Source organism: Vibrio chemaguriensis (assembly GCF_012275705.1).
GTDB classification, from domain to species: Bacteria; Pseudomonadota; Gammaproteobacteria; order Enterobacterales; family Vibrionaceae; genus Vibrio; species Vibrio diabolicus.
Window position 1 is genome coordinate 108,229 of the sequence record NZ_SHOE01000006.1, and the last position, 19,356, is coordinate 127,584.

Sequence of the window (19,356 nt, forward strand, 5' to 3'; positions counted from 1 at the left end):
CTGTCATTGCGAGTGTCAGCCCACTAAGTACACACGGAGTATTGCAATGAAAAAGATTCTACTAGCTTCACTAATCGGCCTTTCTTCTGCAACCATGGCAGCAAACGCAGCAGCACAAGAAGAGATTAAATTCGCGATGGAAGCGACTTACGCACCATTCGAGTACATGGATGAAAACAACCAAATTCAAGGTTTCGATGTCGATTTGGCGAACGCATTGTGTAAAGAAATGGAAGCAAAATGTACTTTCCACAACCAATCTTTTGACAGCCTGATCCCTGCATTAAAATTCAAGCGTTACGATGCTGCTATTTCTGCAATGGACATTACCGAAGCGCGTTTAGAGCAAGTTAATTTCTCTGCACCTTACTACGATAACTCAGCTGCATTTGTATCTATTAAGGATAAAGTGGCTGACCAAAAAGGTTTAGAAGGTAAGCGTGTTGGTGTTCAAAATGGTTCAACACACCAAAGTTACCTGATTGAGCAAATGCCGGGCGTAACCGCGGTTCCTTACTCAAGCTACCAAGACGCGTTCATCGATATGAAAAATGGCCGTATTGATTCTGTATTCGGTGACACAGCAGTCGTAGCAGAATGGTTCAAGAAAGAAGACAACCTAGCGTACGTAGGTGAACACGTAACTAATCCTAAATACTTCGGTAACGGTTTCGGTATCGCGGTAAATAAAGGTAACGACGAGTTAGTGAACAAGCTGAACACGGCACTGAAAACAGTGAAAGCGAACGGTGAATACGACGTAATCTACAACAAGTACTTCGGTAAGTAATATGGCACTAACGGGTTACTCTCTATCACTTGTTCAAGCTAGTTGGATGACTGTCCAGCTAGCCTTCACAAGCCTATTAGTCGGTTTGATTCTGGCAGTGGTATTCGCCAGTGGTGAAATGTCTCGCCGCGTTTTCGTTAAATGGCCAATGACGGCGTTTGTGACGATTGTACGTGGCTTGCCAGAAATCCTTGTCGTGTTGTTCATCTATTTTGGTTCGACGCAGGTTCTGTTTTTAATCACCGGAGACTTTATTGAGGTAAGCCCGTTCTTGTCTGGCGTGGTGGCGTTGTCATTGATCTTCGCTTCCTACGCTTCTCAAACTCTACGTGGCGCATTGAAAGCCGTAGGAAGAGGACAGAGAGAAGCAGCAAGTGCATTAGGCATCAGTCAAGCACACGCTTTTGTTCGCATTGTTTTGCCTCAAGCTGTAAGACACGCACTACCAGGCTTAACTAACCAATGGTTGGTTCTGCTGAAAGATACCGCACTTGTATCACTGATCGGTGTAACGGATTTGCTGAAACAAGCGCAGCTAACGTCTGCAGCTACGCACGAGGCTTTCACTTGGTACGCAACCGCTGCGGCAATTTATTTGGTCATTACACTCATTACACAACGTGCCGTCAAACTGATTGATAAGAAGTTCTCAATTCAAGGTATGAGCATGGGACAGGAGGCAACCGCATGAACGAACAACACGTTTGGCAAATGCTGGATGGCTTAGGCACTAGCCTTCAATTGACAGCGGCCTCTTTGGTTGTGGGGTGTATTCTTGCTTTGATGATGACGCTAACTCTGATCCTACGTACTCCGGGTTTGCATTGGGTAAGTCGTGGCATCATCACCTTGTTCACTGGTACGCCTTTGTTGGTACAGATCTTTTTGGTGTACTACGGTCCGGGTCAGTTTGATGTCGTAAGAGAAAGCGTATTCTGGACATGGTTAAGCCAACCTTGGTTCTGTGCGATGTTAGCGTTAGCGCTTAATACCGCGGCGTACAGCACTCAGCTGTTTAAAGGCGCGTTTAACGCGATTCCTTCTGGTCAATGGCAAGCGTGTCGTGCTCTAGGGATGAACAAAACCGCAACGCTAAAAGTGCTGCTGCCATACGCTATTCGTCGTGCCGTTCCGGCTTATTCGAACGAAGTGATTTTGGTCTTCAAAGGCACGTCATTAGCGAGCACGATCACGATCATGGATCTGATGGGTTACGCGCAGCGCATTAACGCACAAACTTACGATACGTTGACGGTATTTGGTATTGCGGGCGCATTTTATTTAACGGTAAATGGTGTGCTCACTCTTATTTTTCGTCAGGTAGAGAAGAAAGCACTAGCCTTTGAAGCCGTTTAATTATTAGCAGATAATTTGTAAATGCCTCTGTTCAGCGTTGCCCTGAACAGAGGCATATTTGTTTTAGTGTGCTGCTATGCTGGAAAAATCATCAAGAATCACCAAACTTAAGTAAGGTAAACAATCACTGGTGATGATATGGAACGTCGACACTTCTTAGCTTTATGGTCGCTAATATTTGCGCCTTCGCTAAAATCCGCTAGCCCAATGAAGCCGACACCGCCTCAAACGGAAGGACCATTCTATCCCGTGGTTCCAGTGCCATTTCGTCAAAATTTGATTTTGCAGTCGAAAGGTCTTATTGGTGAGCCCATTTTTCTTCAGGGTAAGGTAATGGATACAGCAGGGAATCCATTGTCTGGAATGAAAATAGAAATATGGCAATGTGATGGACAAGGCATCTATGAACACCCGAATCAACCTAACAATAATAAGTTTGATCCTCACTTCGCAGGCTTTGGTGCAGTTTTAACTGACGAAGATGGGAATTACCTTTTTCAAACGTTATTTCCGGTTCCATATAGCTCTCGACCTCCCCACATCCACGTCAAACTATGGAGTGGAGAGAAAGAGCTGTTAACGACTCAGCTTTATTTGAAAGGGCGAACTGGTAACGAGTGGTGGGGAGGAAAAGCCCGTGATTATTTGCAGTTTAAGCCTGTCAACATTGATGGTCGAGTCGTCGGTGAGTTCAATTTTGTGCTCGCTTAATGCGATTAAGCATTATTTTGAAAACTCACATCGTAGATTACAAAAGTAATTAGCAAACAGAAGCTTCTAACAGATTAGTCTTGTCCGGCCCTGACTCTTAGTTTGTAGAAATCACTGTACCCAGATTTACGGAGTTGAACACCGCTTACACCTTTCGCTCTGGTGATTTTTTCTTGCCCCCAGAACAATGGTAAGATTGTTGTATCATCTCTGAGCTCTGAGAGTATTCCCTCCAAACGTTTTTCAGGCGTGGGATCTGAGACTGCATCGTGTACGTGATTAACATGCTGTTCAAATTCATCAGAGTGAAGAGCAAATCGAATACCTGTACCTGTTAATAGCCACTCATAAATTCCATAGGTTAAAGGTGGCTCAACGACATCTTCGACAAAGAGCAAGTCGGCTTGTTCTTTTACAAGTTGAGGATTACTAGCGTCAGTTAGCTCCACAAATTCTACATGCAACCCAGTTTGACGGATTAAATCTACGATCCATTGGTTCGCTTTACTTAAATAATCAATCGTCCACTTTGGATGGGTTATGACCAACGCTCCCTCAAGCTGAGGAACATTCTCGTTGTGAGAGCTATCATCGAGAATGTGCATCGTTTCCAAGCCATTCGCTTTGGCAAATTCAAATCTACGACTCTCGATAAAAGAAAATAGGCGCTGCCAAGTTTGCTCGCTTAGTGAGCACTCGGCGCGACGATTACGTGCTAGAAAAGAAAATGCCTGAATCATATAACATTCGGTATCGTCAGTTTCCTGATTATAACTGATGTATTGATCCAGCTCAGTCCCTTGATGAGAGAGCGTTATTTGCTCCAATAATGCCTTTTTTGCGAAATAGTTATGATGTTTCTTCAGTACTATTTTGTCGGTATCCCAATGCCTAAGTACAAATGGGCCAGTACCTATTGTGATACTGCGACCTTTAAAGCTCTTCTGACGTCGAGTAGTGATAGACGCATTTGCGGTTGCTAAGCAGTAAATGAATAAGTTATTAGGCTGCTTTAAGTCAATACGTATAGCTTGTTTGGCATTATCGAAGCTGATACGAGTGACTTGCTGAAGTAATTTTTGGACGGGGCCATCTGTTGTAACGAGCTTATTTAAAGAGTGTACGACATCTTCTGCTTGTAATGTTAGCCCATCGTGACAGTAGATATCAGGGCGGAGCCAAATATATATACAACTGCCTTCATTTTTGTACTCACAAGCGAGGTGATTTTTTAATTGACCGTAGTGATCAACGGTAAATAGGGTGTCATACAAGCTGCGTATTACCTGCAGTTCTGAAAAGCGATAAGTCAGTGAAGGGGTTAGCTCATCTACCCAAGGATACTGGCTGACGATGAGTGTATTTGAATCTTTGTTTTCTTCTGAAACTTCTGCGAGTGCTTGGCTAAGTGCGCTTACAGCAGTGCTACGGTAATGCTCAAGTAACCTCGAGATGACGTCAAAGCTACCATTGTTGATTTCATTACGAATCGTAAAGTATAGGGCTTGATGTATTGTTACCGTCACTTTTAGTGTGCTGGCTTTCCCACGGCCACGACCTGGCTCCCAGTGGATCCAATTGTAGCTGTCAAGTATTCTCAGTATATTAGATATGTTGCGTCTAGAAGTTGAAAAAACCAGTTCTAAATCGTCGAGGTTTACCTGATACGTTTGAGAGTGTTTGTAATGTTTTAATAACTGGCTCAATCTACGAAGACATGTTTCTGTCATGTTTTATTATGTTTCCTCAATAGATGATTGATTTATTAAAGCTATATAATAAATTGATTTCATATTGTGGTGAAGAAAGGTGATTGCTTAAACCCCTCAGTGTTATTGATTGGCTTATCTTCTTCCCATTTAAAAGTATTGGTGGTTTTAATTTTGACTCTAATATATTACTACTAATATAGAGCAAAGGCTCACTTTTTAATTTTTACTATAATATTAGTGAGTTATGATTAATGTTAGTGTTTGTTTTATTAGTTGTGTCTAATTAGTTAGGCGTAATGACATGAAAATACCCCCACTCATCTATGCAAATAAGCAGGGGTATAAGTTTATTTTACTTCTGGGAAGGTAGTGAATATCGTCCACTCATCTTTAACCATCCCTTGCTGGCCGACAACAGTGGCAGTAACGCGGCGGTTTAATGCGTGGCTGACACGATCCATACCCGGCTCTGCTAACTGTGTGTCGCCAAAAGCAATAATTGCGAGGCGGTCACCCGGGATTCCTTTTTTTATCAATAGATTGCGTACATTCTCTGCACGATGGCGAGATAGGTTTAAATTGTATTCTGCGCGTCCTACCTTACTTGCGTATCCTTGTATCTCTATAGAAGTGGTTGGATACTTTTTAAGAAATGCAGCCAACTCATCTATCTTGTTTTTAAAAATTTGGTTAATAAGAGCAGAGTCATTATCAAACAAAATCTTAAGTTGGTATTGCTCTTCTTTATGCAAATAGGTTTCACAACCATCATTGTCCACTTCTGCCCCTATTGGAGTGCCTGCGCAAAGATCACGAGCGTTTATCACACCATCTTTGTCCAAGTCGTTTAGGTCAGCAATCTGATTCGCCTTTGGTATAGGAATGTACGTCAGCTCATCTTGTGCGTACGCACTATGATGACTCATTATGACCAAAGCCAGAGTGATTAGAAGGTTCTTTTTCATTGTATTTAGTACTCCACCGATTGAGTCCACGCTTCCGGTATGTCGACGCGCAATGCGTCTAAAAGCTGCCCGGTTGAAGTCAGGGTCCGATATTGTGCGTATTGCTGTGCAAATTGTGTTTCTAAGTAGTTTTTGCGTGATTCAAACAACTCGTTTTCAGTGTTCAGCAGATCAAGTAAGGTGCGCTTTCCAATACGATATTGTTTTTGGTATGCAATAACGGTGTTTGACATGGAATCAACGTGTTGTATTAAAAAAGACTTTTGTTGTTTAGTCAGTTCAAGAGCGCTCCACGAAAGGCGGAGCTCTTGCTCCACACTTCGGTATGCTCGCTCTCTGAGGTCTTTCGCTTTATTGAGTTGATAGGCCATACTGTCGCTGTTCGCAGAGTCTCGGCCACCGTTGTAAAGGTTGTATCGGACACGGAGCATTGCTTGTGTTTCAGAGTTGAGACCATTTACTCCTCCTACATCATCGTTCCAGCTTTGTTTCGCTTCAAATGAGATGACTGGGAAATAGTTTGCATCTGCTTGTTTATATTGGAACCTGGCAGAATCGACATCTGCGAGTGCTATTTTTATGACAGGATGATTGTCAAAAGCCTGCGATTGGGCCTCGTCTAGAGAATTGGGGATAAAGTTTTGGTCTGCGTGCGGAAAAATAAGGTTAGTTGGTGCTTCACCAACTAAGCGAAAGAATGCTGTTTGAGCGTCTTTATGGTTATTTTGTGCAGCTAAAACATTACTTTGAGCTTTTGCTAAACGAGCTTTAACCTGGTTAAGGTCGGCAACTGAGCCAATTCCTGACTCTGTACGCTTTTTAATATCAGTATAAATTCGCTTATGTGTGTTTAGGTTGCTAGTGGAAAGCGCAGTCAGCTTTTGTGTTTTTACTACATCCAAATAAGCTTTGATGACTTCTAACGCAACATTTTGGGCATCTGCAAGTAACTGATAACGCACAGACTCTGCATCTGCAGAGGTACGATCAATGTCATATAGGGTTTTTGAACCATCCCAGATCAACTGGGTAAGAGTAATTGCCATATCTTTGCGGCTCATCTCGGTATCACTCTTACCAGTAGAGTCGGAAGGGTGAATGCTCTCGTAACCGATACCCGCGTCAATATCGAGACTAGGTTTATATGCTCCACGTGATTTATCGATAATATAACGACTACTCATATACTCGTTAAACGCACTTTTGATATCAGGGTTCGTTGCAAATGTTGTCGCTATTGCTTGTTCTAAAGTTTGTGCGCTAGAAACCAGTGGTATTAGCAAACCAAAACACGCGATACTAATATTACTTAGCTTCACTAAAATCTCCCCAAATAATTTAACGCCAGTTATTTTTCAAAAATAAATATTAAAGATTACTAATGTTACCCAAGGCAAACGTTTCCCTTTGCTTGCTTTTTTGGAATGTAAGCTGCTATTTCAATGAAAATTTAATGACAAGTTTAAAGAATATTAAAAATAGGTCGCATAACATATGTTTTTACGGTGCAAAATAAAACAAATTTAAAACATGAAAATTATTGATAGGATAATTGCGTGTTTTAGGTGGGTTAATTGATGCTAGCTTACGCCCAATTGTGTATATCGCTTCTTGAAAATAAGTCTTATTACTTTCTTAGTTTTATGGACTTTGAGATTTTTGTATTTACTAAATGAGGTATAAGCTCTTGGTTGGACCATCAAAATTAACCGCACAAACCTATGTTGTAATCGGCCTAGATGGTCAAATTAAAGCTTTTGCGTCTAAAGAAAACTTGTTACCGGGAGAAGTGGTCGTTGAATTAGTAGAGGGGAAGATCCAACCTCAGCATGTATATATTGCTGACACAGAAGGTGAAGCTCAAACTGATTCTACCGACAAGCTTGCGAAAATATTAGAGGCCATCGAAAAAGGACAAGACCCGAGTCAACTAGGTGATGAATATGCTACTGAAGCTGGTGAAATTACGGGTTCAAGTTTGACGGCCTCTGGTACTGTTGAACGAACGGGGGCAGAAGTACTAGCAAGTACTTTTTTTGAAACCGCCGGCGTGACGACAGAGCAAAGTACAACGCTATTTAATATTTCTCGATTCACAACCTCAGAGCTTGGTGAAACTGAAGCGTTGATTGATGGTGAAGATAGAGGTGCCGTTCAAGAAGACGTGACGCTTGGAACTTCTGGCAACCTCAGTGTTACTGATCCAAATACAGGTGAAGCGTTATTCCAATCACAGAGTGAGGTTCAAGATAGTTATTGGGGCGTCTTCTCAATTGATGCTTTCGGTAACTGGAATTATCAGCTGAATAATGAGCACGAAGAAGTGCAGGCTTTGGATCATGACAGTGACCCAATCATCAGAAGTATTACCGTTTTATCTGTAGATGGCACTGAGCATGAAGTTGTGATCTCTATTACGGGCACTGAAGATGCGCCAGTCGTGACGGGCACGTTCACGGGCAAGGTGACTGAAGGCAATCTCGGTGATGTCGCGACCGCAACAGGCACCATTGCTATTACTGATGTCGATAATGGTGACGATCCGATTTTTGCAAACACCAACGTTACGGGCACCTACGGTGAGTTGGTATTGGTGGATGGTCAGTGGACGTATACGCTGGACCAAAGCCAGGTTCAACAGCTGGACGAGGGTGATCAGGTAAAAGACACCATCACCCTGACGGCAACCGATGGCACCCAACAAAACATCGTGATTGATATTACGGGCACCGAAGACGCGTCAGTCGTGACGGGCACGTTCACCGGTAAGGTGACTGAAGGCAATCTCGGTGATGTCGCGACCGCAACAGGTACCATTACTATTTCTGATGTTGATAATGGCGACGATCCGGTTTTTGCAAACACCACCTTTACGGGCACCTATGGTGAGTTGGTATTGGTGGATGGGAAGTGGACGTATACGCTGGACCAAAGCCAGGTTCAACAGCTGGACGAGGGTGATCAGGTGCAAGATACCATCACTCTCACGGCGACCGATGGCACCCAACAAAACATCGTGATTGATATTACGGGCACCGAAGACGCGCCAGTCGTGACGGGCACGTTCACCGGTAAGGTGACTGAAGGCAATCTCGGTGATGTCGCGACCGCAACAGGCACCATTGCTATTACTGATGTTGATAATGGCGATGAGCCAGAGTTCAGCAACATTACCGTTACAGGCACCTACGGTGAGTTGGTATTGGTGGATGGAAAGTGGACGTATACGCTGGACCAAAGCCAGGTTCAGCAGTTGGACGAGGGTGAGCAGGTGCAAGACACCATCACTCTCACGGCGACCGATGGCACCCAACAAAAGATCGTGATTGATATTACGGGCACCGAAGACGCGCCAGTCGTGACGGGCACGTTCACCGGTAAGGTGACTGAAGGCAATCTCGGTGATGTTGTGACCGCAACAGGTACCATTGCGATCTCTGATGTTGATAATGGCGACGATCCGATTTTTGCAAACACCACAGTTACGGGTACTTACGGTGAGTTGGTATTGGTGGATGGTCAGTGGACGTATACGCTGGACCAAAGCCCGGTTCAACAGCTGGACGAGGGTGATCAGGTACAAGACACCATCACCCTGACGGCAACCGATGGCACCCAACAAAACATCGTGATTGATATTACGGGCACTGAAGACGCGCCAGTCGTGACGGGCACATTCACGGGTAAGGTGACCGAAGGCAATCTCGGTGATGTTGTGACCGCAGCAGGTACCATTGCGATCTCTGATGTTGATAACGGCGACGATCCGATTTTTGCAAACACCACCGTTACGGGCACCTATGGTGAGCTAGCATTGGTGGACGGGAAGTGGACGTATACGCTGGACCAAAGCCAGGTTCAACAGCTGGACGAGGGTGACCAGGTGCAAGACACCATCACCCTGACGGCAACCGATGGCACCCAACAAAGCATCGTGATTGATATTACGGGCACCGAAGACGCGCCAGTCGTGACGGGCACGTTCACCGGTAAGGTGACTGAAGGCAATCTCGGTGATGTCGCGACCGCAACAGGCACCATTACCATCTCTGATGTTGATAATGGTGACGATCCGATTTTTGCAAACACCACCGTTACGGGCACCTACGGTGAGCTAGTATTGGTGGATGGAAAGTGGACGTATACGCTGGACCAAAGCCCGGTTCAACAGCTGGTCGAGGGGGAGCAGGTGCAAGATACCATCACCCTGACGGCGACCGATGGCACCCAACAAAACATCGTGATTGATATTACGGGCACTGAAGACGCGCCAGTCGTGACGGGCACATTCACGGGTAAGGTGACCGAAGGCAATCTCGGTGATGTGGTGACCGCAGCAGGTACCATTGCGATCTCTGATGTTGATAACGGCGACGATCCGATTTTTGCAAACACCACCGTTACGGGCACCTATGGTGAGCTAGCATTGGTGGACGGGAAGTGGACGTATACGCTGGACCAAAGCCAGGTTCAACAGCTGGACGAGGGTGACCAGGTGCAAGACACCATCACCCTGACGGCAACCGATGGCACCCAACAAAGCATCGTGATTGATATTACGGGCACCGAAGACGCGCCAGTCGTGACGGGCACGTTCACCGGTAAGGTGACTGAAGGCAATCTCGGTGATGTCGCGACCGCAACAGGCACCATTACCATCTCTGATGTTGATAATGGTGACGATCCGATTTTTGCAAACACCACCGTTACGGGCACCTACGGTGAGCTAGTATTGGTGGATGGAAAGTGGACGTATACGCTGGACCAAAGCCCGGTTCAACAGCTGGTCGAGGGGGAGCAGGTGCAAGATACCATCACCCTGACGGCGACCGATGGCACCCAACAAAACATCGTGATTGATATTACGGGCACTGAAGACGCGCCAGTCGTGACGGGCACATTCACGGGTAAGGTGACCGAAGGCAATCTCGGTGATGTGGTGACCGCAGCAGGTACCATTGCGATCTCTGATGTTGATAACGGCGACGATCCGATTTTTGCAAACACCACCGTTACGGGCACCTATGGTGAGCTAGCATTGGTGGACGGGAAGTGGACGTATACGCTGGACCAAAGCCAGGTTCAACAGCTGGACGAGGGTGACCAGGTGCAAGACACCATCACCCTGACGGCAACCGATGGCACCCAACAAAGCATCGTGATTGATATTACGGGCACCGAAGACGCGCCAGTCGTGACGGGCACGTTCACCGGTAAGGTGACTGAAGGCAATCTCGGTGATGTCGCGACCGCAACAGGCACCATTACCATCTCTGATGTTGATAATGGTGACGATCCGATTTTTGCAAACACCACCGTTACGGGCACCTACGGTGAGCTAGTATTGGTGGATGGAAAGTGGACGTATACGCTGGACCAAAGCCCGGTTCAACAGCTGGTCGAGGGGGAGCAGGTGCAAGATACCATCACCCTGACGGCGACCGATGGCACCCAACAAAACATCGTGATTGATATTACGGGCACTGAAGACGCGCCAGTCGTGACGGGCACATTCACGGGTAAGGTGACCGAAGGCAATCTCGGTGATGTGGTGACCGCAGCAGGTACCATTGCGATCTCTGATGTTGATAACGGCGACGATCCGATTTTTGCAAACACCACCGTTACGGGCACCTATGGTGAGCTAGCATTGGTGGACGGGAAGTGGACGTATACGCTGGACCAAAGCCAGGTTCAGCAGTTGGACGAGGGGGAGCAGGTGCAAGACACCATCACTCTCACGGCGACCGATGGCACCCAACAAAAGATCGTGATTGATATTACGGGCACCGAAGACACGCCTATTGTTGACGGTACGTTTACTGGCAAGGTGAGCGAAGGCAACCTCGGTGATGTCGCGACCGCAACAGGCACCATCACTATCTCTGATGTTGATAATGGCGATGAGCCAGTGTTCAGCAACACTACCGTTACGGGCACCTACGGTGAGCTAGTATTGGCGGATGGAAAGTGGACGTATACGCTGGATCAAAGCCAGGTTCAACAGTTGGACGAGGGTGACCAGGTGCAAGACATCATCACTCTCACGGCGACCGATGGCACCCAACAAAAGATCGTGATTGATATTACGGGCACTAATGATGCTCCTGAATTTGTTAGTGGGAGTAATGACAACTTTGGTCTGGATGCTCAAGGTAAAACCGACATCGATAGTTACCAGTTTAGCGTTGATGAAAACAGTCAATCGGGTGTAATTGGAAAAGTAAATGCATTCGATGTCGATCAGGACAGTCAGATAACGTATCACTTAAACGGTCATAGCGAACTGTTTGAAATCAACAGTCTTACTGGTGAGATCAGTGTCAAAAATGGCGCAAATCTGGACCATGAATCTATCGATAACTACCAGCTAGAAGTGGAAGCTCGTGACCAGTTTGGCGGTAAAGACACCGCTCAGGTCGAAGTGTTGGTTCGCGATATTAATGAAGCCCCTATTGCTGAAGATGATAAGGGCATTGAAAAAACAACCAAGACACTTGACCAGAGCAACTGGGATGATAGCACTGATATCACAGTTGATTATTATGTGATTGATACTCGATCTGGAAACAAGGTTTCTGATGCATCGAAAGCTGATTATGTTGGTGACGGCGACCACAAATATGGCGTTAGTTCTGCGCTAGACAGCGGCTCAGACCGGGTTCAAGATGGTCAGATTCGATATGATGATGCAACTGGACAAAGTGAAGCAATGCGCTTCTCCTTCGCTAATGGTCAGGTTGCCGATCATGCTGAAGTTGAAGTGAAAAACCTATGGACAGACACTTCGAACGGTAGCTGGGAGCCTGGTATTGAGCGCGGTGTTTGGAAGGCTTACTACAAAGGTGACTTGGTTGCGACAGGTGTGTTTGAAGGTACCCGTGGTGGTAATCAAGTAGTCAACATCAATGCAGATGGGCGTTTCTTCGATAGTATTGAGATGTCTACTACCAGCTATAAAGACGGTGTCATTGATCCTAAAGGCTCAGAGTACTTTATTACTCAGGTATCAGCGGACATGACGACCTTTGATGACGCTTACCAGACCAACGGCTCAGGCACTTTAGAGCTGGATGTTCTAGCGAATGATAGCGACCCAGATGGTGACGCTCTGACTATTATCGACTATCCATCAGAAAGTTTCCTTAGTCTGCAAGATGGTAAGTTGGTCTTTGATGCGGCCAAGTACCTAGAGTCACTGCCAGCTGATCAACAAACCCTGAAAACGGGTGAAGTGAAAGATTATACCTTCGAATACACCATCCGTGATGACGACGGTCTGACTGATAAAGCAGAAGTTACCGTTAGTGTGATGGGTGAGCCTATGTCGCTCAGTGATGCACACGCAGCATTGGATGAATCTCAAGTTGATACGGATACTGGCGTACATGCTGAAGGCAACTTTATCGCAAACCTCGGTTCTGCAACGGAGGCTGAATATCACTTCAACGCCGATCAAAACCTAGGTGGTTTCACCAGTGATGGTAAAGAGGTTGTGTTTGAAGTGAGTGCAGATCAGAGCACTCTAACTGGTTATACTGGAACAGGTGCCGACCGCATCAAAGTGGTTCAAGCCAACATAGATAGCAAAACGGGTCATTTCACAGTTGATCAACATATGCCTCTTGATCATGCGGAGCAGGGGGCGGACATGCTGGATATCCGCGCTAGCGTCGAGGTGGATGCCGGAGGTCAGTCTGAGAGTGCCACCTTGCATCTGAATGTGACGGATTCATTACCGTCATCGTCTTCAGCTCACTACGAAATAAATGATGTTGATTCACAAAGTAATAGTGTTGTGATTGCACTTGATGCGTCAGAATCAATGCTCGACTGGGTAACAGATGCAGACGGACAATATGTTACTCGCTGGCAACTTGCTCAAGACTCTATTAAGTCAATGTTTGAGCAATACCAAGATTTGGGTCCAGTAAGTTTTAGAATTGCAACTTACAGCGGACAACCATCTGGCCAGATTTCTGAGTGGCTAGATTCTGCCGAGGCCATTGATTCCTTTATCTCTGGTATACATCCATATGCATCGACGCCATATAACCAGGCCGTTGACCAAATAAATGAAATACTTAGTGATCCAGAAGATGATGCATTGCTTAGTAATACCGATACCCAGCTTTACTTTATCTCAGATGGTCGACCTTCCGATTTTACCTATTGGACAAATCAAACGAACGTGGGAGAAATTCAAACCCGTGAAAACTTGATTAAGTGGTCAACATCAGATGATTTTGAAAGTGAACAGCGTTATCAGGACATAGTGAATGGTCGGGTTCAGCCTACTTCTGAAGAAGAGGGCATCATTCTGCAAAATGCGATGGAAAATGGCATCAGCAGTAGCGGTCAGGATGTTGAAAATATCTGGTCTGTCGGTATCGGTAATGGTGCGTCTCTGGAACACCTGGAGTCGATCGCGACAGATAAAGGCAGTGCTATTGTCGTTGTAGATGATTCTCAGATTGGGGATTTGCTTAGCAAAACGGTCTCAGGCCAGTTGCAAGGTGACCTTCTGGATGACAATGGCGGTGATGCTCAGTGGGTAGATCACATCACTATCGATGGCGAGATATATTACTACAACAATATAGACGGTGATGTCATTACCAGCGATGGCACGAAAATATCGGATCATTCTCTGGCGCAAATTGATACCAACCACGGCAAGCTGACCATTAACTTTGAAAATGGTCACTACGACTATCAAGCGAGCAATGTTGTAGGTCATCAACAAGAGAAGCTTGACGTTACGGTTATCGATGCTGACGGTGATACTACAAATAGCGAAGTTACCATTGATATCCGAGATCGCGCACCAGAATTCATCAGTGTCGGTGATACAGACCAAACCCATGGCACCGATGCCAACGGTATGCCAACAGAAGATACAGCAAGCTTTGACGTCGCTGAGCAAGAAGTTGGGGTATTAGTCGGCCAGGTGGAAGCGTTTGATCCGGATGGCAGTGACACCATAAAGTATGAATTGAGTGGTGGTGATGCTGATCTATTCCGTGTTGACTCGAATAGCGGTGAGATTTGGCTGAAAGATGGTGTAAAACTGGATCACTCGACTCAGCAAACGTATCAGTTGGAAGTGTCTGCAAGCGATGGTGTTGATACCGATACAACTCAGGTTATCCTGAATGTCACTGAGAACCATGCCCCAACCTCATCTCCAGTTCAGGGCTTTGCTCAGATGGAAGACTTACCGATCAATAAAGTGACGGTAGTGTTCGACCACTCGAACAGCATGACCCGTACCTTTGACGGTGAGAATACCGTGGGGCGTGAGGCAACCGCACCGAAAACTGAATCGAGAGCTTACAAAGCAGCAGCAGCGTTACATTCCATGGTTGAAAACATGATTGCCGATGGAGGAGAATCAAACACCTATATCCGTCTGGTACGTTTCGACGGTGATACATCCACACATAGCTGGCTGACCTTGAGTGAAGTTGAGTTGATGACACGCCCACCAGAGATGAATGGCCGTGATCCAAACGATTTAAGTTTCCAAAATGAAGTGTCAGAATATGTGCGCAACTGGTGTGACGTAGAATACGGTACCAATACGGATTACGATAAAGCTTTAGAGGCTGTAATGGAGCCTGGTGAGGCAAGTAATGCCGTTTACCCTTGGCAGGATGGTTGGGACTATTTCGGTCCAGAAAAACCGTCAGAGAGTAAGGACACCATATTCTTTATCTCAGATGGCGAACCCAACCCTAGCGAGGGCGCTGTTACTTCTCCTGATCTAGACGAGCGCTGGGAGGATTACAAACAGACTCATGACGCCAAGGTATATGGGATTGGTATTGCTCTCTCTGATAATGTCAAAGCCGCAGAGGCTCTAGATGAGCTTAGCGACAAAGTGGTGTTTATCGACTCAGGTGAAGACTTGGGGCAGTACCTAAACCAGTTCTCTCCCGATCCAATTGCCGGTGAGTTACTGGCGGGAAGCCAGGACGCTGATGGTGATAGCATGACCGTTTCTTTCGCAGAAGGCGATTTCACTCTGCTGGGCGCAGATCTGCACGGTGTAACTGTAAATCAGCCGTTAGTTTCTTCATCCAGTGACGTAGATGGTCAGCTTCATATCCAGACAGCGTTCGGCACTTTGGAAGTGTCATCCAATGGCAGTTATAGCTTTACTCAAAGCGATGAGCTTACTCTACAGGGAGACCAGCAGGCGGATTTGCATTTCTTGTTTAAAGTGTCTGATGGTAAAGGTGGCATAAGTGAAAACGTCTTTACACTTACATTGAACGATTCTGGCACCGATATTGTGCAAACTGAGCGCCATGCGTCGGTGGGAGATGAGTTTGCGAATAGCATCACTGGTGGCGAAAGCATTGATATTTTGCTAGGTCAAGCAGGTGAAGATACGTTGAATGGTGGCGCAGGCGATGACATTCTGGTTGGTGGGCTTGGAAACGATATCCTGATGGGAGGCCTAGGCAGTGACATCTTGACAGGTGGAGAGGGTCTTGACACCTTCACCTTTACTCAAGAATCACTGGACATGACGCCATCAAGAGATGTGATTAAAGACTTTAGGCTGGATGAAGACAAGTTGGATTTGAGTGACATTCTTGAGTTTGTCGGTGACGACACAACGGATATGGATAACTTGTTGGAACACGTAAGTGCAGACTACGATAGTGCCCTAGATACTCTGAATTTGACGATTACTGGAGAAGGCAGCAACACAATGTCCGTGGCATTAGAGAACTTTGATTTATCAGGGTTGGAGCTAGGGTCGTCAGCGACATCTCATGAAATCGTTGATCAGCTGTTCCATCACCAAGTTTTTAGCGTGGATTAATATTACCTGAAGATAAAGTTATTTTAGTAAACAGCACCTGATTGAATCATCAGGTGCTGTTTTTCTTTTCTGCTGTTGTTAGCTACCGACTTTTTGCTTAACCATTTTAAAAATTAGCAGTAGAAATGCACTGCTTCTGCACTTTAAGTGGTTCTTTGATTACATGTTTTGATAGCTTGGTCCGCCACCACCTTCTGGCGCTTTCCATGTGATGTTCTGTGAAGGATCTTTGATGTCACAGGTTTTGCAATGCACGCAGTTGGCGGCATTTATCTGAAACTTCAACTTACTCTCAACTTCCACCACTTCGTAAACCCCCGCAGGGCAATAGCGCTGGCTCGGCTCGTCATACATACCCAAATTCACATCAATTGGAATGTGAGGATAAGTCAGAACAAGGTGACAAGGTTGATTCTCTTCGTGCTGTGTTCCCGACAAAAATACCGACGAAGGCTTATCAAAACTGATTTCACCATCTGGTTTTGGGTATGTAATTGGTTGGCACTCTTGTTTAGGTTTTAACTGTTCGTGATCGTACGAATAGTCCTTGACAGTCCAAGGTAACGGCTTCTTAACCAGTGGTTGCCATAGGTTATGCTCAAAGGTCGAAAGTGCACCGCCCAGTATGCTGCCAAACTTGTGGATGTTCGCACCAAAGTTACGTGTTTCGGCGAGCTCGTCATACAACCATGATGATTCAAACAATGACTGGTAGTCTGGCTCAGAAGCCCCAGTTTGTAGGGCAGTATGTACTGCTTCTGCTGCAATGATTCCGGACTTCATGGCTGTGTGGCTGCCTTTAATTTTAGCGACATTCAAAGTTCCTGCATCACAACCAATCAATAAACCGCCGGGGAATTGCTGTTTCGGCAGGGAAGAAAGCCCACCTTTTGCAATGGCTCTTGCACCATATGCGATACGTTGGGCACCTTTTAGGTGCTGCTCGATAGCTGGATGATGCTTAAAGCGTTGAAACTCGTCAAACGGGCTTAAGTAAGGGTTGCTGTAGTTTAAATCTACGATCAAACCGACCGCGATTTGGTTGTTCTCCATGTGATATAGAAAACCGCCGCCAGTGGTATTTGTCTCGCTCAAAGGCCATCCAGCGGAGTGGATAACACTGCCAGATACATCCTTGCTGTCAGTGGGTAATTCCCATATCTCTTTTAGGCCAAGCGCGTAGTGCTGAGGTTGCTTGCCTGCGTCTAGGTCGAACCTTTGAATAAGTTCTTTACCCAGATGTCCGCGACAACCTTCAGCAAAAAGGGTGTATTTTGCCTTTAGCTCGATACCTGGCTCAAAGTTAGATTTGGCTTGGCCGTTCTTATCTAGTCCCATATCGCTCGTATTAATGCCTGTCACGGCGCCACTCTGATCATAATTGATGTTTGCAGCGGCAAAGCCAGGAAAAACTTCCACCCCAAGACTTTCTGCTTGGTTAGCGAGCCAACGGCAAAGGTTGGCAAGGCTAATTACATAATTATTTTCGCCATTTATCATTGGACGTGGCGTAAGGAAATGAGGGACGCGAATATGGTTTTGCTCAGTAGTAAGATAAAGGAAATGGTCTTGCTGAACTGAGGCTGATAGCGGGGCATCCATTTCTTTCCAATCGGGGAAAAGTTCATCCAAGGCATTGGTTTCAAAAACAGCGCCAGATAAAATATGTGCGCCCACTTCTGAGCCTTTTTCTACAACGCAAATTGAAAGTGCGTCACCTTCACTATCTTGGTTGAGTTGAGCTAGGCGACAAGCGGCACTTAAGCCCGCAGGTCCGGCTCCCACGATCACGACATCAAACTCCATGCATTCTCGTTCCATCTCTATGCTTCCTTTCTATTATCGTCATCTGCGTGACAGGTTTTTGGTTTCTATACAGAAAACTATAGCTCAGTTGACGTTAACGTGAAGTGAACTAAGCTCAAGTAATGGATCTGACGTGTTATACGAGGCATGACCATGGATGACCGACCATTAGCAACACTTGCCATTGCGGAACATGACAACCAATCGTTGGCTGTAGGGACGCTGTGTGCAATTAAAGCGGCATTTGATATCAAGGATGGTGATAAATCGCTTCCTGTGTCTGTATTGCTTATTGGTTATCAGTGCCAATCGGTTTTGGATGAGTTGAAGTGTGTTAAGGGCGTTGCAGAAATTATCTGGGTTGACGCGAAGGAATACGAGCATGGGTTAGCGGAAAACATTGCGCCTTTGATCTCACAAGTAGCCAAAAATTACTCACACATTCTTTCTCCTGCCAGTACATTTGGTAAGAATGTGATGCCTCGCGTGGCGGCGTTACTCGATGTAGGGCAACTTTCGGACGTGATGACAATCGAGTCTATCGATACGGTGATTCGTCCAATATATGCCGGGAATGCATTGGCGAGAGTCACGTCGAACGACCCCTTTAAAGTGATGACCATACGAAGTACGGCTTTTGATGCCCAAGAGCTGTCAGATACGCCAGTTGTCCCTAAGGTTACTCAAGTCGATACGGTGATTATCAACAAACTTAGTGAGTTTATTTCGCAGCAAACGCCAGAAAGTGAGCGACCAGAATTGCCAGCGGCTAGAGTGGTGGTATCCGGTGGTCGTGCATTCGGGAGTAAAGAGAAGTTTGCTTTAGTCGAACAATTGGCTGACAAGCTAGGTGGAGCGGTAGGAGCGTCCCGAGCGGCGGTCGATGCGGGTTATGTGTCTAATGACCATCAAGTCGGGCAAACTGGTAAAATTGTTGCACCTGAATTATACATTGCCGTCGGAATTTCTGGTGCTATTCAACATTTAGCGGGAATGAAAGACTCAAAGGTGATTGTCGCAATTAACAGCGATCCCGATGCGCCTATTTTTGACATCGCTGACTATGGGTTGGTCGGCGATTTATTTGAGGTGATGCCGGAGTTGCTAGAGAAGCTGTAGATATAATCTGTTCTCTCAAACAAAAGGCTTCCGAAATGGAAGCCTTTATCATTTGGTTTT

The 19,356-nt window shown here is 45.9% G+C and carries 10 protein-coding genes; 6 read left to right on the top strand and 4 right to left on the bottom strand.

Annotation, left to right across the window (positions count from 1 at the left end; all coding sequences use genetic code 11):
* Positions 1-46: 46 nt before the first annotated feature.
* From EX191_RS07950 to EX191_RS07965, 4 genes are all read left to right on the top strand, one after another.
* A complete protein-coding gene (locus tag EX191_RS07950; protein WP_071234349.1) occupies positions 47-790 on the top strand; it encodes an arginine ABC transporter substrate-binding protein in 744 nt (247 codons plus the stop codon).
* A 1-nt stretch (position 791) separates the two neighbouring features.
* The gene (artQ, locus tag EX191_RS07955; RefSeq protein ID WP_005431570.1) at positions 792-1,481 is read left to right on the top strand and encodes an arginine ABC transporter permease ArtQ; all 690 of its coding nucleotides are present in this window, start codon (positions 792-794) and stop codon (positions 1,479-1,481) included.
* Positions 1,478-2,146: an arginine ABC transporter permease ArtM gene (gene artM, locus EX191_RS07960; RefSeq protein WP_193447508.1), complete on the top strand. Its 669-nt coding sequence runs from the start codon at positions 1,478-1,480 to the stop codon at positions 2,144-2,146. The genes artQ and artM overlap by 4 nt, the downstream gene beginning before the upstream one ends.
* A gap of 138 nt (positions 2,147-2,284) precedes the next feature.
* Positions 2,285-2,857, top strand: coding sequence for a protocatechuate 3,4-dioxygenase (locus EX191_RS07965; protein WP_164665706.1), 573 nt, complete (start codon positions 2,285-2,287; stop codon positions 2,855-2,857).
* 74 nt (positions 2,858-2,931) lie between these two features.
* On the opposite strand, the gene EX191_RS07970 is transcribed toward EX191_RS07965, so the two are convergent.
* The 3 genes from EX191_RS07970 to EX191_RS07980 all read right to left on the bottom strand — a co-directional run bounded on the left by EX191_RS07970 (position 2,932) and on the right by EX191_RS07980 (position 6,853).
* Positions 2,932-4,587 carry an ABC transporter substrate-binding protein gene (locus EX191_RS07970; RefSeq protein ID WP_193447509.1) on the bottom strand — a complete coding sequence of 552 codons (1,656 nt, stop codon included), beginning with the start codon at positions 4,585-4,587 and terminating at the stop codon, positions 2,932-2,934.
* A gap of 329 nt (positions 4,588-4,916) precedes the next feature.
* Positions 4,917-5,534, bottom strand: a complete 618-nt coding sequence (locus EX191_RS07975) for an OmpA family protein (protein ID WP_193447510.1) — start codon at positions 5,532-5,534, stop codon at positions 4,917-4,919.
* 5 nt (positions 5,535-5,539) lie between these two features.
* Complete coding sequence (locus EX191_RS07980; protein WP_193447511.1) at positions 5,540-6,853, bottom strand: TolC family outer membrane protein; 1,314 nt, start codon at positions 6,851-6,853, stop codon at positions 5,540-5,542.
* Positions 6,854-7,206: 353 nt separating this feature from the next.
* Here EX191_RS07980 and EX191_RS07985 point away from each other — a divergent pair, with 353 nt between their 5' ends.
* Positions 7,207-16,371, top strand: coding sequence for a VCBS domain-containing protein (locus EX191_RS07985; RefSeq protein WP_414718287.1), 9,165 nt, complete (start codon positions 7,207-7,209; stop codon positions 16,369-16,371).
* A 159-nt stretch (positions 16,372-16,530) separates the two neighbouring features.
* On the opposite strand, the gene EX191_RS07990 is transcribed toward EX191_RS07985, so the two are convergent.
* Positions 16,531-18,192: an electron transfer flavoprotein-ubiquinone oxidoreductase gene (locus tag EX191_RS07990; protein ID WP_193447513.1), complete on the bottom strand. Its 1,662-nt coding sequence runs from the start codon at positions 18,190-18,192 to the stop codon at positions 16,531-16,533.
* 138 nt (positions 18,193-18,330) lie between these two features.
* On the opposite strand from EX191_RS07990, the gene EX191_RS07995 reads away from it, so the two are divergent.
* A complete protein-coding gene (locus tag EX191_RS07995) occupies positions 18,331-19,296 on the top strand; it encodes an electron transfer flavoprotein subunit alpha/FixB family protein (RefSeq protein WP_182033540.1) in 966 nt (321 codons plus the stop codon).
* The last annotated feature ends 60 nt before the right edge of the window (positions 19,297-19,356 follow it).

What these genes read in the sequence shown, in the direction of transcription:
- EX191_RS07950 (WP_071234349.1), top strand. Translation starts at nt 47, where the DNA reads ATGAAAAAGATTCTACTAGCTTCACTAATCGGCCTTTCTTCTGCAACC.
- artQ (WP_005431570.1), top strand. Translation starts at nt 792, where the DNA reads ATGGCACTAACGGGTTACTCTCTATCACTTGTTCAAGCTAGTTGGATG.
- artM (WP_193447508.1), top strand. Translation starts at nt 1,478, where the DNA reads ATGAACGAACAACACGTTTGGCAAATGCTGGATGGCTTAGGCACTAGC.
- EX191_RS07965 (WP_164665706.1), top strand. Translation starts at nt 2,285, where the DNA reads ATGGAACGTCGACACTTCTTAGCTTTATGGTCGCTAATATTTGCGCCT.
- EX191_RS07970 (WP_193447509.1), bottom strand. Translation starts at nt 4,587, where the DNA reads ATGACAGAAACATGTCTTCGTAGATTGAGCCAGTTATTAAAACATTAC.
- EX191_RS07975 (WP_193447510.1), bottom strand. Translation starts at nt 5,534, where the DNA reads ATGAAAAAGAACCTTCTAATCACTCTGGCTTTGGTCATAATGAGTCAT.
- EX191_RS07985 (WP_414718287.1), top strand. Translation starts at nt 7,207, where the DNA reads ATGAGGTATAAGCTCTTGGTTGGACCATCAAAATTAACCGCACAAACC.
- EX191_RS07990 (WP_193447513.1), bottom strand. Translation starts at nt 18,192, where the DNA reads ATGGAACGAGAATGCATGGAGTTTGATGTCGTGATCGTGGGAGCCGGA.
- EX191_RS07995 (WP_182033540.1), top strand. Translation starts at nt 18,331, where the DNA reads ATGGATGACCGACCATTAGCAACACTTGCCATTGCGGAACATGACAAC.